At 68.5% G+C, this 12,711-nt stretch carries 13 protein-coding genes; 8 read left to right on the forward strand and 5 right to left on the reverse strand.

Annotated elements, in window-relative coordinates; translation table 11 throughout:
* Positions 1-78: 78 nt before the first annotated feature.
* From ACFRFC_RS19475 to ngcE, 4 genes are all read right to left on the reverse strand, one after another.
* Positions 79-1,278, reverse strand: a complete 1,200-nt coding sequence (locus tag ACFRFC_RS19475) for an ROK family protein (RefSeq protein WP_382690273.1) — start codon at positions 1,276-1,278, stop codon at positions 79-81.
* A gap of 183 nt (positions 1,279-1,461) precedes the next feature.
* On the reverse strand, positions 1,462-2,451 hold the full coding sequence (locus tag ACFRFC_RS19480) for a carbohydrate ABC transporter permease (protein WP_382690271.1): 990 nt from the start codon (positions 2,449-2,451) through the stop codon (positions 1,462-1,464).
* 5 nt (positions 2,452-2,456) lie between these two features.
* Positions 2,457-3,383 (reverse strand): carbohydrate ABC transporter permease, encoded by a 927-nt coding sequence (locus ACFRFC_RS19485; protein WP_382690269.1) that lies wholly within the window; start codon positions 3,381-3,383, stop codon positions 2,457-2,459.
* A gap of 90 nt (positions 3,384-3,473) precedes the next feature.
* Positions 3,474-4,925: an N-acetylglucosamine/diacetylchitobiose ABC transporter substrate-binding protein gene (ngcE, locus tag ACFRFC_RS19490; protein ID WP_382690267.1), complete on the reverse strand. Its 1,452-nt coding sequence runs from the start codon at positions 4,923-4,925 to the stop codon at positions 3,474-3,476.
* A gap of 517 nt (positions 4,926-5,442) precedes the next feature.
* On the opposite strand from ngcE, the gene ACFRFC_RS19495 reads away from it, so the two are divergent.
* On the forward strand, positions 5,443-6,474 hold the full coding sequence (locus ACFRFC_RS19495) for an NAD-dependent epimerase/dehydratase family protein (protein ID WP_382690265.1): 1,032 nt from the start codon (positions 5,443-5,445) through the stop codon (positions 6,472-6,474).
* A 91-nt stretch (positions 6,475-6,565) separates the two neighbouring features.
* Here ACFRFC_RS19495 and ACFRFC_RS19500 read toward each other — a convergent pair whose 3' ends face one another.
* Complete coding sequence (locus ACFRFC_RS19500) at positions 6,566-7,900, reverse strand: hypothetical protein (protein ID WP_382690263.1); 1,335 nt, start codon at positions 7,898-7,900, stop codon at positions 6,566-6,568.
* A gap of 182 nt (positions 7,901-8,082) precedes the next feature.
* Here ACFRFC_RS19500 and ACFRFC_RS19505 point away from each other — a divergent pair, with 182 nt between their 5' ends.
* The 7 genes from ACFRFC_RS19505 to ACFRFC_RS19535 all read left to right on the forward strand — a co-directional run bounded on the left by ACFRFC_RS19505 (position 8,083) and on the right by ACFRFC_RS19535 (position 12,671).
* A complete protein-coding gene (locus ACFRFC_RS19505; RefSeq protein WP_382690261.1) occupies positions 8,083-8,559 on the forward strand; it encodes an ATP-binding protein in 477 nt (158 codons plus the stop codon).
* Positions 8,553-8,750, forward strand: coding sequence for a hypothetical protein (locus ACFRFC_RS19510; RefSeq protein ID WP_382690260.1), 198 nt, complete (start codon positions 8,553-8,555; stop codon positions 8,748-8,750). The genes ACFRFC_RS19505 and ACFRFC_RS19510 overlap by 7 nt, the downstream gene beginning before the upstream one ends.
* A gap of 8 nt (positions 8,751-8,758) precedes the next feature.
* Entirely contained in the window at positions 8,759-8,965 is a 207-nt protein-coding gene (locus ACFRFC_RS19515) for a DUF6415 family natural product biosynthesis protein (RefSeq protein ID WP_382690258.1), read from the forward strand.
* 106 nt (positions 8,966-9,071) lie between these two features.
* The gene (locus ACFRFC_RS19520) at positions 9,072-9,803 is read left to right on the forward strand and encodes a hypothetical protein (protein WP_382690256.1); all 732 of its coding nucleotides are present in this window, start codon (positions 9,072-9,074) and stop codon (positions 9,801-9,803) included.
* A gap of 86 nt (positions 9,804-9,889) precedes the next feature.
* Positions 9,890-10,822 carry an endonuclease/exonuclease/phosphatase family protein gene (locus ACFRFC_RS19525; protein WP_382690254.1) on the forward strand — a complete coding sequence of 311 codons (933 nt, stop codon included), beginning with the start codon at positions 9,890-9,892 and terminating at the stop codon, positions 10,820-10,822.
* Positions 10,823-10,908: 86 nt separating this feature from the next.
* A complete protein-coding gene (locus ACFRFC_RS19530; RefSeq protein ID WP_382690252.1) occupies positions 10,909-11,892 on the forward strand; it encodes a radical SAM protein in 984 nt (327 codons plus the stop codon).
* Complete coding sequence (locus ACFRFC_RS19535) at positions 11,889-12,671, forward strand: hypothetical protein (RefSeq protein ID WP_382690250.1); 783 nt, start codon at positions 11,889-11,891, stop codon at positions 12,669-12,671. Before ACFRFC_RS19530 ends, ACFRFC_RS19535 begins: the two co-directional genes overlap by 4 nt.
* Positions 12,672-12,711: the final 40 nt, after the last annotated feature.

Genomic DNA, 12,711 nt, shown 5'->3' on the forward strand with positions numbered 1-12,711 from the left:
GGCTGGAAGTCAACTCGGCCACACGTGCGACGTCAAGAAGTAAATCCTTAACGAGATGGCAACGGTGCCATACGTTCTCTAAGTGAAGACGGGTGCGGCGGACGTGAGGGTGCCGTCCAAAAGTGCCGAATCACCCATCTCGCTGAGCGCGAGGGCGAGCGCGCCGAGCACCTCCGCCCGGCCGCCGAGCGCGCCCGGGAGCAGGGTGAGTTGGCGGGCGGCGCTGGGAATGGCGTAGCGCCCGACGGATTCACGGATCGGGCCGAGCACCAGTTCACCGGCCTCGGCGAGGTCGCCGCCGAGGACGACCCGGCTGGGGTTGAGCAGGTTGCAGAGGTTGGCGACGCCGCTGCCGATGTGCCGTCCGACGTCGGCGATTACCCGGCGGCAGCCCGGGTCGCCGTCCCGGGCGCGGCGGACGACGCCCTCCATGGTGAGGTCGCTGCCGTGGCTGGAGCGCAGCAGCGGGAGCACATAGCGGGCGGCGGTGAAGGTCTCCAGGCAGCCGCGGTTGCCGCAGCGGCAGACGGGCCCGGACTCGTCCAGCGTGATGTGCCCGATCTCCCCGGCGGTGCCGCCGGGCCCCCGGTAGATCTTCCCGTCGATCACCAGACCGGCCCCGACCCCGCTGCTGACCTTGATGTAGGCGAGGTCCCTGACCCCCTTGCCGGCGCCCCAGACCAGCTCGCCGAGGGCGCCGAGATTGGCGTCGTTGTCCACGTGCACCGGGACGCCGAGGCGTCCGCGCAGTTCCTCGGCGGGCCGGGTGCCGGTCCAGCCGGGCAGGATGGCGGTGGAGCCGAGGGTGCCGGATTCCACGTCGATGGGCCCGGGCACGCCGAGCCCGATCCCGGCGATCTTCGTACGGTCCACTCCGGTCGCCGCGATCAGGCGGTTGACCAGCGCTTCCGCCGCGTCGAAGCCCTGCGCGGCGGAGGCGTCGACGTCCAGCGGCTCGGCCTCCTCGGCGAGCACCTGGTGGGCGAGGTTGCCGACGGCGACCCGCAGATGGCTGTGCCCGAAGTCGACGCCGATCACGATCCCGGCGTCCCCGCTCAGCGAGACGCTGCGGGCCCGGCGTCCGCCCGCCGAGGTGGGCGTGACCTCCACGGTCCCGCGGTCCTTCAGTTCCCGCACGATGTTCGAGACGGTGGCCGCGGACAAGCCGGTGGTGCGGGCGATCTCCGCCTGCGTGAGCGATCCCGCGAGCCGTACCGCCCGGACCACCCGTTCCAGGTTGGCTCGGTGCAGCGACGACTGCGACCCCGGAGTCTCCACGACGACCTCCTGCGCACGGGGCCGCTTCGATGGGACCCCGTCTATGTCCAACTAGTGAACTCTAAGCTGAGCTGTTCGGGTCACCTCCCGTCAAGAGGTTGAACTGGATCCCCCTCCCGCGCACAGTCCTGTAGGCCGCTGCCCTGCACGGGGAGCGGCGTGTACATCTGTGAATCCGGAGCGTTACTTCAGGGCTCCCGCTGTCAGCCCCTGCACCACCTGTCGCTGGAAGACGAGGTACGCGGCGAGCACCGGCAGCATGGCCATCACCAGTCCGGCGAAAAGACCGGACCAGTCCCCTTTGTATCCCTGGCTGACGGCGAGCTGCACCAGGCCCTGGGTGAGGACGCGTGTGTCCGGGTCGGTGTTGAGGACCGTGGGCAGCATGTACTGGTTCCACTGGCCCAGGAAGTTGAAGATGCCCACGCTGACCAGGCCGGGCTTGGCCATGGGCAGCATGATCCGGAAGAACGTACGGGAGTGCGAGGCGCCGTCGACGAAGGCCGCCTCGGCGATCGAGGTGGGCAGGGTGCGGAAGAACGCGGTCAGGAAGAACACGGTGAACGGCAGCGAGTAGGCGATGTAGACGAGGATCAGGCCGTGGATGGTGTTCAGCAGGCCCATGTTGTTCACCACGTAGAACAGCGGGACCAGCGCGAGCATGATCGGGAAGCTCATGCCACCGATGAACAGGTAGTAGAGGAACCGGTTGCCCGGGAACTCGAACCGGGCCAGCACATAGGCGGCCATGGAGCCGAGCAGCAGGGTGCCGAGGAGCGAGCCGCCCACCACCAGGACGGTGTTGAGGAAGTAGTCGCTCATGTTGGCCTCGGTCCAGGCCCGCGACCAGTTCTCGAAGTGCGGCCGGTCGGGCAGTGACCAGGGCGAGGTGAAGATCGATCGGTCGTCCTTGAAGGAGGTCATCACCGCCCACAGCAGCGGCAGCACGACCATGATCGCCCAGATGACCAGGACGCCGTGCGAGAAGACATTGAGGACGGCGCCTTGTTTCGTCTCGCGCGGGGGCGGACCGCCGCCCGGCCCGGCGGTCTTGGTGACGGCGGTCTTGGTGACGGACGGACCACCGGACCCTGTGGGCCCGGTAGGCCCGCTGGACCCGCTGGATCCGGTAGGCCCGCTGGGCCCGGCGTCGGGTGTCTCGGTCGTCTTCATCGGTCTCAGTACTCCAGCCGCTCGCGCCGGCCCAGCCGCATCACGGCGGCGGCGAAGACGAGGGTGACGACGAGCAGGGCGACGCCGATGGTGGTGGCGTAGGCGGCCTGTCCGTCCCGGAACGCCTTCTGGTACACGTACAGGACCATCACGGTGGTCGAGTAGTCGGGCCCGCCGGGTCCGGTCGTCATGATCTGTACGACGGCGAAGGACTCGGCGCCCAGGGCGAGGATGCCCAGATAGACCCACCCGGACTGCACGGTGTCCCAGAGCAGCGGCAGCGTGATCCGGAAGAAGGTGGCGGCCCGCCCGGCGCCGTCGAGCAGCGCGGCCTCGTACAGATCCGCCGGGATGGACGCCATGCCCGCGGAGAAGAGGACCACGAAGAAGCCGACCGTGGACCAGACCAGGACCCCCAACACGGCCCACAGCGCGAGGTCCGGGTCGCCGAGCCACAGCGGCTGGACGCTGTCGAGGCCGATCCCGCGCAGCAGGGAGTTGATGGCGCCGCTGTCCGGGTTGTAGGCGAAGGCGAACAGCAGCGCCACGATCGCGATCGACAGCACCTGCGGGAAGAAGTAGACGATCTTGTAGAAGCCGGACCCGCGGACCCCCCGGATCGCCGGGCCGCCCTTCCGCTTCCGTCCGCCCACATTGATCATGAAGGCGAAGAACAGCGCCAGGCCGATCGTCACCAGCGGCAGCAGCAGGGCGAACAGCAGACTGTGCCGCAACGACTTCCAGAAGACGTCGTCGTCGAGCATGCGTTCGTAATTGTCGAAGCCGACCATGGTGAAGTCGGGGCTGAGCCCGGTCCAGTCCGTGAACGAGTAGTAGATGGACTGGATGAACGGCCAGACGACAAACAGGATGTACAGCCCGAGGGGTGCCAGGAGAAACCCCACGATGAACCGGTACTTGCCGTGCTGCATCGCTACCGCCCCCGCTCTGTCCACGGGTGGAGACGCTCTCTGCACGGGTGGAGACGCTGCTGACGGATCCTCACCTGATCGCCGCCCGGTCTACTGGTGCCTGTAGTGCTGGATGGAGTCGTCCTTGGCGGTCTCGTCGGCGTATGCCTGGATCTTGTTGATCGCCTCGGCCGGGGTGAGCCGTCCGGCCATCATCTCGCCCAGCCCGGACACCCCGATCTGCTCCTTCTGGAGCTTGACGTACCAGTCCTGCATCCGCGGATTCACCACGTTGTCCCCGGCCAGTTCGAGCGCCGCCACGCCCGAGCGGAGACCCGGGGTCAGGGTGATGCCGTCGGTGCCGCCGTCGTACGCGGTCAGTGACTTGACCTTGCTGGTGAAGTTCTTCGAGGACGCCTCGCTCAGCATGATGCGGAGCTGTTCCATGCCGCCCGCCGGGTTCTTCGCCTTCGCGGGGACGATGAAGGGCTCGCCGCCGGAGGCCCAGAGGGTCCCGAAGGGCAGCTGGTCGGAGCTGTCGATGCCGGTCGGCGCGGACACGGCGAGATCGAAGTCGGCGGGGATGACATTCGCCGACTCGTTCTCCACCCAGGAGCCGTTCGGGAGGAACAGCGCCTTGCCCTGGGCCCACGCGGTCTGCGACTGGATATGGTCGAGCCCCGGCGTCCCCTTCAGGACGTACCCCTTCGCATACAGCTCGTAGTACGCGTCGAAGCACGCCTTGACGGCCGGGTGTTTCCAGGCGTTCGGCTCCAGGTTGTCGATGGCGTCGAGCACCTCGGCCCCGCCCACCTTGCCGATCATCGGGTAGAGCGAGAAGGGCAGGTAGTACGGGTATTTGCCCGCGTACGTCCAGCCCGCCATGCCCTTCTTCCTGGCGGCGGCGCACACGGCGAGCATCTGGTCCCAGGTCTGCGGGTACTCGGCGTCCAGCGAGTCCAGCGCCTTCCGCGAGTACCAGACGCCGTACACCGTGTAGGCGTAGTAGAGGATCCACACCGGCTCGCCGTCGAGCCGGCCCATCTCCACGATGCCGGGGCGCAGGGTGTCGCGGACCTTCCTGCCCGGGTCGTCGTACGACGCCGCGTCGAGCAGCGGGGTGAGGTCGGCGAGCTGGTCCTTGCTGGACAGGACGCCCATGTCCATCTGCTCGGCGCCGGAGTTGTCGATGAGGTCCGGGGGGCTGCCCTGGTTGAAGCGGGGCTGGAGGGTCGTCTGGATCTTCTGGGTCGCGGAGAACCTGACGGTGGCCCCGGGAAGGTCCTTCTCATAGATCTTGACCGCGTCCTCGGCGTATTCCTTGCCGAATCCGCCGTCGAACAGCACGAATTCCAGTTGCGCGGAGTTGTTGACGCCGAGGGGATTCTTCTCGGTCTTCTCACCGGCCTCGGCTTTCCCTCCATTCCCCCCGCCAGCGCTGGCGCACCCGGCCAGAAAGCTCATCGTGGGGACGGTGATCAGGCCGAGTGCGGCCGAACGCCTGATCAGATCGCGACGGCCGACGCCGGTCGCCCGCTCGTTCTCGGCAGAAGTGGTTCCCATGCTCAAGTCCTCGCCTTCTCCAGGACTCAGGCGGTGAACCGGTCCTGACCCCGGCACCGCGATCGGGTCGAGCTGGTTCGTGCAGGAGGGGCTTCTCTTGAATCGAGGGTCTTATGGGACACACGGAAACGGTGCGTGACATGCCGCGTCTGCCAGGAGGAACACCGCCTGGTGGCCGACAGGTATAGTCCACTTCCCTCGGATGGAGCAAGATCGAATACAGGGTGCGGGTGCGGTCTTTTCCGAGTTGAGACCTCGCGGATATGTGGGTGCACTGTGAGCCGTCTGGGTGGGCCTTGCCGCGGTGGTTTCCCTTGGCAGGGGTGTCGTCTTGGGGGATGCCGGGTTCCACTGCTCCGGTGGTGGGCGTGATAGCCAAGCTCTTGGAGCGAAAGCCGGCCACATGCTGGAAACGTCGGCCGGTGCTCATGGAGCCAGCTCGGCCACTTGCTGGAGGGGGTGAATGGGTATGAGGTGCGCTGGCCCGCGGTACATCTCCTCGGGCAGGATCGGCGCCATGAAGATTCTCGTGCTTGGCGGAAGCTGGTTCCTGGGCCGCGCAGTTGCGCAAGGCGCGCTGGACCGTGGGTGGGACGTGACCGCCTTCAACCGTGGCCTTTCCGGAACTGTGCCGGAGGGAGCGCGAACGGTTCGCGGCGATCGCACTGTCGCTGCTGATCTGGCACGGCTGGCCGGCGAAGGCACGTGGGACGCCGTGGTGGACACTTCTGCCTCCGAGATGGCCCCTCGCGACGTCCTTGCCGGTGCCCGTGCTCTGGAGACAGCCGCGGGTCGGTACGTCTACGTTTCCACCGTGAACGCCTACCGCGGGTGGCCGAATGATCCGCTCACAGAGGACTCTGAAGTCCTGGACGGACCGCCGGACGCCGACGTCGACTATGGCCGACTCCCGGATGGCTGGGACGGGCCCGACTGGTATTACGGCAGGCAGAAAGCCGGCGCTGAGCGCGCCACCACTGCGGCGTTCGGTGACGAGCGGACGGTCATCCTGCGGCCGGGCGTCATCCTCGGTCCCGGTGAATACGTCGGTCGGCTGCCGTGGTGGCTCAACCGCGCTGCGCGCGGCGGCCGGATGCTTGCCCCGGGCGCCCCGGACAAGCCCATCCAGCCGATCGACGTGCGTGATGTCGCCGAGTTCGCGCTCAGCCAGGCAGCCGCCGATCAGGGAGGCGCGTACAACTGCGTCGCACCGATCGGACGGGAGACCATGACGGACCTTCTCACCGCCTGCATTCTCGCCGCCGGAGGAGGCGCGCAACTGGCGTGGGCTCCGGACAAGCTGCTCCTGGACCACGGGGTGACGCAGTGGACGGAACTGCCGCTGTGGCGCACGCACGCCGGGGTCTGGAAGATCGAGTCCGCGCGGGCACAGGCGGCCGGCCTGGTGTGCCGATCTCTGTCGGAAACCGTCGCCGACACCTGGGCATGGCTCCGCGATGGCGGCATTCCGGTGGAGCATCCCCGCTGGGCGGAGCACGGGATCACGCCGGATAAGGAGGCCCTCGTCCTGGCCGCGCTCGGCAAGTAGGTCAGGCTTCGATAGCGAGCTGGTTTGCGGCGCCGAGCCTGGCCACTGCTGGGCCCCGGCTCCCCCAGGGCCCAGCAGCACGCGGGCTGGATCAGGCGGCCTTGAGGGCGACCACGTGCCGGGCACGCTCCTCCAGCTCTCGGACTCCTGCTACCGCGCGATGGGCGGGCAGGGCCGTGAGCATGCTCTTCAGATGCTTGTCACCACGCGCGGAAGCCAGAGTCATGTGGCTGTCCAGGAACGTACCCCAGGTGGCACACGCGGCTTCGACGTGACGCATCCGGAGTTGTCGTTCCGCGATCACTCCGAGGCAATGCAGACGACCCTGGCGTTCCAGCGGCGAGCGGGCGACGTTCGAACGGATCAGGGACTTGATCGACCCCTCCTGATCACCCAAGTGCCAGCGCACATGGGCCTCGTGGAAATAGTAGGCGGCTGTGTCGTATCCCCCCACTGAGTCCCGACGGTTGTCCGCGCTGGACAGCGCCGTCTCGGTCTCACTCAGCCGGACGAGCGCGGTCCGCCGGTCTTTGGTCATCGCGGCGGCAGCCGCCTGTTGCCCCCGGAGGAATGCGACCAGGCGCGGCCCCGCGGCGGGTGCGGCTTCGGCGGCGGCGTCGGCCAGCTCCAGCCCCTTGGCACCATGACCAAGATGCGTGGCTTGAAGGCTCATGCCGCGTAGCGTGCGGCAGTAGGTCACGTGATCGTTGGCGGCACCGGCAAGTTCGAGGGCACGCTGGTAGTACTTCTGCCCGAGGCCCTGCTGATCCTCATACATGGCCATCCAGCCGGTGAGGTACACGAAGTCGGCGACGGCGGCTCGCATGTCGCGCAAGACCTCGTCCGTGCCGGTGGCACGAAGGTAGGGACCCGCGGTGTTGACCAGGAAAGCCGCTGCCATCGGGCGGGCGTGCCCGGCACCGACCTGGTCGAGGATGTCGGCGATCTTGTCCGTCATCGTACGAACCGTCTCGACATCGGAGCGACCGACGTGCACCGAGCGCCCGGCCTGGACGGCTTCCAATCGTCCCGCGACGTCCTCGAAGCGGGGCACGGCCAGCGCCGCCGCGTACATTCCGCCTTTGAGTACCCCTCGGCGCGAGGGGTCCATGTCTGCTCGGCTCAGGTCGATCACTCCCGTCACCACGTTGTGGTTGTCGGTCGACTCCGGCGGCCAACCGATCTCCCCGCACGTTACGGGCCGCCCCACGATGCGGGAGAGCGCTTCGACGACAGCCGGCCGTACTTCGGGCCTGGGCACAGACCCGGCAAGCCAGTGCGACACTGACGATTTGTCGTAGCACAGGCTCAACCCGAGTTCACGGCCGGTGTCATTTACCCGGCGGGCGAGCTGCTCGTTCTCAACTCCTTCCGACTGCATAAGGGCAGCCATGGCCGTGTTCGGTGTTCGCAGGCGTCGAGCCATTGGTGACTCCCGGGGGTGTTCAACCAGTTCAACCGATACCTCACTCTGCTCCCTTACCCCGGATCGCGCACCGAGGTTGAGTAGATATCAGCCGCTCGGGATCTCTTTCCCGCGGCTCTCGACGGTCTGGCCTGCTCACCCCCCGGAGACCGGCCAGGCACCAGGACGACGAAGAGGCCAAAATGACGACAGCCGTACGGTCTCGCGCGGTCCCACACCGCGACGGGACGGTGATGGACGAGCGGATCCAGGTCGCGCCACGAGACCTCGGCGCCCAGCTCCCACGGGTCGAGGCCGAGCGGGTCGGCGTTCTGCGCCGTCTCGCCGCCGCGCGGCTCCGGTACATCGGCCTTGAGTCGCTGATCGACCCCACGGTGCTGGTCGTGTCCGAGCTGATGACCAACGCCTTGGAGCACAGCGGTACCCGGGAGATCCGCCTGACGATGGTCCTCGGTGACGGGGTCCTGCACATCCTCGTCATCGACGGCATGCCCGGGGCGGCGACTCCCGTGGAGCAAGTAGGTGAGACCGCGGAGTCCGGGCGCGGCCTGCTGATGGTGCAGGCCGTCGCCGCGGAGCACGGCGGGACCTGGGGCACCGGCGACGGCGGAGCACAGACGTGGTGCCGTCTCGCCGTGCCCGCGGAGGAGTCATGCTGAGGGGCTCCGTCACGGCCACGACCCCGCCCTTCCAGGTCGCCACCCCCGGCGGCTTGAGGGCCGTCCGGGAGGTGAGGGTGTGGGCTCCATATGTCGACGGCGTCCTCCTGGACGACCTCGCGTTGGTGATGGACCACCACTTGCCCGGCGAGGACGAGGTCCTGGAGTACGGGTACCGACGGGCCATCTGATGCGCCTGGTGGAGTACGCCATCACCTCGGGAGCGCGTCAGGCGGACGACGAGGTTGCCGCACTGGTTCAGCGGGGTCGCACGCTCCGCTCCACGGAGTTGCCCGGCGGCCATCTCCAGGCGGTTGCTCATGTCCGGCAGATGGCGTGGACGCTCGAATGGCTGCTGGAGCTGCTGACTCGTCGCCAGTGCCTCAGGGAGGCGACCGAATGCTGACCGAGATCAGGCAGGCGTGGCGTCCCCAAGCCCCGTCCTTCCCCCACTTCGGCGAGACCGCCATCGCGGCGTACGACTCCGAGCATCCGGGGCCTCGGGAGGCGCCTTGCTAGTCGATCCCGTCCCCTACAGCCCCTACCGCAAGCGGAAGAAGCCCTCGGTGCACACCGAGCCGTCCGTGGTCCCCTTCGTCACCGCACGCGCGGGCGAGGACGAGGTGCACGACGACCTCGTGGTCGTTGGGAGCAGATCGGGTGCGCGCCTGGGCTATCGGGACGAGAAGCCTGCCGACCGGGACGACGGGGGTGCGCTGTGGGCGCGCTGCCGCGTCCTGCCCACGGACGGCCACGGCGAGCCGGCCGGGCCACCCGACTGGCAGCGCATGCACCCCGTCCGACAGCGGCTGTGCATGGAGCGGATGCACTGCCTGATCTGCTTCGCACCTGCTGAGACCCCTTTCGGGTACCTCTTCCTCGGCCCCAGAGACCCGGCCCCCACCCAGCCCGCGATCCTGACGAGTCTCCCGCCCGTGTGCGCCGCGCATGTCCACGCCGCGGTCGGGCGGCGCCTGCATCTGGAGGACGATCCGGTGGTTCATCTCGCCGCGAGCGCCCATCCGTGGGGCGTGACCGGCACGCTCTACAGTCCCGGCACGGACGGCGCGGAGGCCGTCGGGGAAGCTGCGGGCCCGGTGGCGTACGGGGACCCGCGACTGGCCATGACCCTGGCCTCACGGTCCGTTCGCCGCCTCGCGGACTCCCGCCCTGTGGATCTCGATGAGCTGCTCCTTCTGCTCAACGCCGGAGCAGGCACGGGCACGGCCCGCACTTCTGCCTGAGGCCAGGATGTCCTCCTTGCCCTGGCCCTTGTAGGCACCACCCACCCTCACCCTCCGTACCGATCACCGAAACAGGAAGGGACGCGTTGGACACGCGCACGCTCAAGCTCATCACCTTCAACCTTGAAATGGACGGCGGCCCGGACGAGGGCGGCAAGCCGCCCAGGCGGTGGCGCAATGCCCACGAGTTGCTCGCCTCCCGGCACCCCGACGCCGTGTTCCGCCAGGAGATGACCCACTCCCGAGCAGATGGCCGCGCACGCCTCCATCTCGCCGAACAGGCGCTGGGCGGAATGCGCGGCTTCCTCGCGCCTGCGGGAACCGGCCAGCACCCCACCGCGATTTTCGTCCGGCCGGGCGTTTTCACCGTCACACGGGAGTACGCGCTGACGGACTGGCGCACGCCGCCGACCAACGTCATCGTCACGCTCGCCGGCGTCCCGGACGTACCGATCATCATGGTGTCCTGGCACAACACGCCCGCCTCGCCCCGCCACCGGGAGAGGGAGGCAGATGACCTGGCCAGGCTGATCGGCGTAGGCCGGGGAGGCGGATGGATCGGCGCCGGGGACTGCAATGAGTACCCGGTGCCCGACGGCGAAGAGGTGCCCCCGGTCGACTGGGCCTCGCCGCAGGTGTCGGACCTGCCGCACGTCATGCACCGCACCAACGAGGGCCCCGACGGCACTCGCGAGAGCTGCACCTACGTGGACAAGAAGCTCCGGGGCTGCGGACTGGTCGATCCGGCCCGCCATGCCGCCCACACGCTCGGCCAGCGCTCCGCTCTGCGAGCCACAGCCGGACATGCCCCCGGCACCGAGGGTCAGGGCGGCCCCAGCCGCATCGACCGCTGGTACCTGAGCCGACATCTGGTACAGGCCGTACTCGAAGTCAACGTGCTGGACACCAGCGGGATTTCCGATCACCACGCGGTCGAAGTCGTCCTCGACCTCGGCAGAGCCGCCGAGGCGCTACGGCGTGAAGCCGACAGCCGGCCGCCGGGCCGACGGGCGGCGTAGGGACACCACGCACGCCACCACACACGGCTCTCGGCCCGAACCGTCGGACCACCCCAGACCGGACCGGCCAAACGGAGGTAAAGATCATGACCAACCTCGGGATGCCCAGTGTTCCCAGGCAGACGCACCACGAACTCGGCGGAGGTGTCGCGTACGCGTTCAACGGGCAGCACTTCGCCGCCCCCGCGGACCTCGACATCGCCGTAGCTGCCGAAGCCGCCACCGTCCCGCTCTCCGTCATCCTCCAGGTGACGAAGCGCTGCAACTTCGACTGCTCGTTCTGCTCCGAGATCTTGCAGAAGCCGGACCCGACTCTCGGACAGCTCGACACCATCCGGGCGAACATCGCAGGAGTCGGCAGGGTCTTCCTCTCCGGCGGCGAGCCGCTGATGCGGAAGGACTTCGGCGAGGTGGTGGACATCTACCACCCGCACCACATCGTCGCCGTCCCCACGAACGCGACCCACGGACTCGACCACGCCCGCAACATCGCGGGCAAGATCGCGTACGCCAACATCGGGCTGGAGGGCCCCCGCGCCACGACGAACCGGGTCCGTGGCGACTACGACAAGGTGATGCCGGGCGTCCGCGCCCTCCAGGAGGCCGGCATCCCCCTCGCCCTGTCCGCGGTCGTCTACCGCTCCACCATGAACGCGCTGCCCTTCACCGTCCAGATCGCGGATGTCCTCGACGCGGGCAAGGTGAAGCTGATCATGCCCTTGCGCAAGGGCAACGCCGAGAACCTGGCCGATCACGAATTCATCAGCCATGAAGAGGCCGACGACGCCTTCGACCGTCTGAAGGCCGCCCGCGCGGAACACCAGTGGTCCCCCGCGCTGCGCCTGACGAAATGGACCCCGGAGAACGAGGGCCACATGATCTGCATCGAGCCCGACGGCAAGGCTCAGGCATGGCCCGTGTACGACGCGCCCGACCTGTTCGAGTACCTGGGAAACGTGCTGGAGGAGCCCATCACCGCCGTCTGGGAGCGGTACCGCTTCAAGGCGAACCACCTCTCCAAGTACCTCGGCCGCTCGATCCACACCGTCGGCCAGGGGGTACGACGGTGAAGGAGGCGACGAATCTGCTGTGGCCGGACGTTCCGTTCGGGTCGGTCACCAGCCCCTGGCACAGACCGGCGACGTGGCTGGCCGCGTTCTCGGCGCTGTGGGGCGACACCGACGGCGAACCCGTCCTCCTGGGCGCCGGGGCCGTGTTCATGAAGATCCACCGCACCCGCTCCCTCCCCGTCTCCGTTCCCCTCGCCGCCTTCGGATACCGCGCCCTGGTCCCGGACGCCGTGGGGCAGACGAGACAGATCGCCGACATCCTCGACAGCCTGCTCGTGCAGGCCCGGCGCAAGGCCCAGTTCATCGCATGGCACAACGGGGCCGACGACCTGCACGTCCTGCGCAACCTCCCGCAGGGCGCCGACGAGCCCCGGCACGCGGGAGTGACCGCGCTCGACGAGGCATGGAACGACCGCACCAGCCGCGAGCCCGGCACAGCCCTGTGCGTGGACACCGGCCGCGACCTCGGCCCGGCCGGGCTCATCAGCGACACCGGCCTCACCCACGACCTGGTGCCGCTGGAACCGTTCGAGGGCATACGACAGCAGACCCGCGCGCAGTCGGAGTGCCAAGCCCTCACCGACGGAGAGTCCGGCGACCCGCACGCTCTCATCGGCAGCGTCCTGTCCTCCGCGCTCACCACCGCGCTGCTCGGCGGCAAGCGGGCCGGACGCCTGCACTGGGAGGGCACCCTGAGCATCCACGACATCCTTGAACAAGTGGCGTGGGACGCCGCCCCGTCCATCCTCGGCGGCGTGACCAACCCGGCCGGCGAATAGCGTCCGACGGAGCCGTACGCATCCGGCGTACGGCCCCGGC

This window comes from Streptomyces sp. NPDC056734 (assembly GCF_042790455.1).
In the GTDB taxonomy this organism is placed as follows: Bacteria; Actinomycetota; Actinomycetes; order Streptomycetales; family Streptomycetaceae; genus Streptomyces.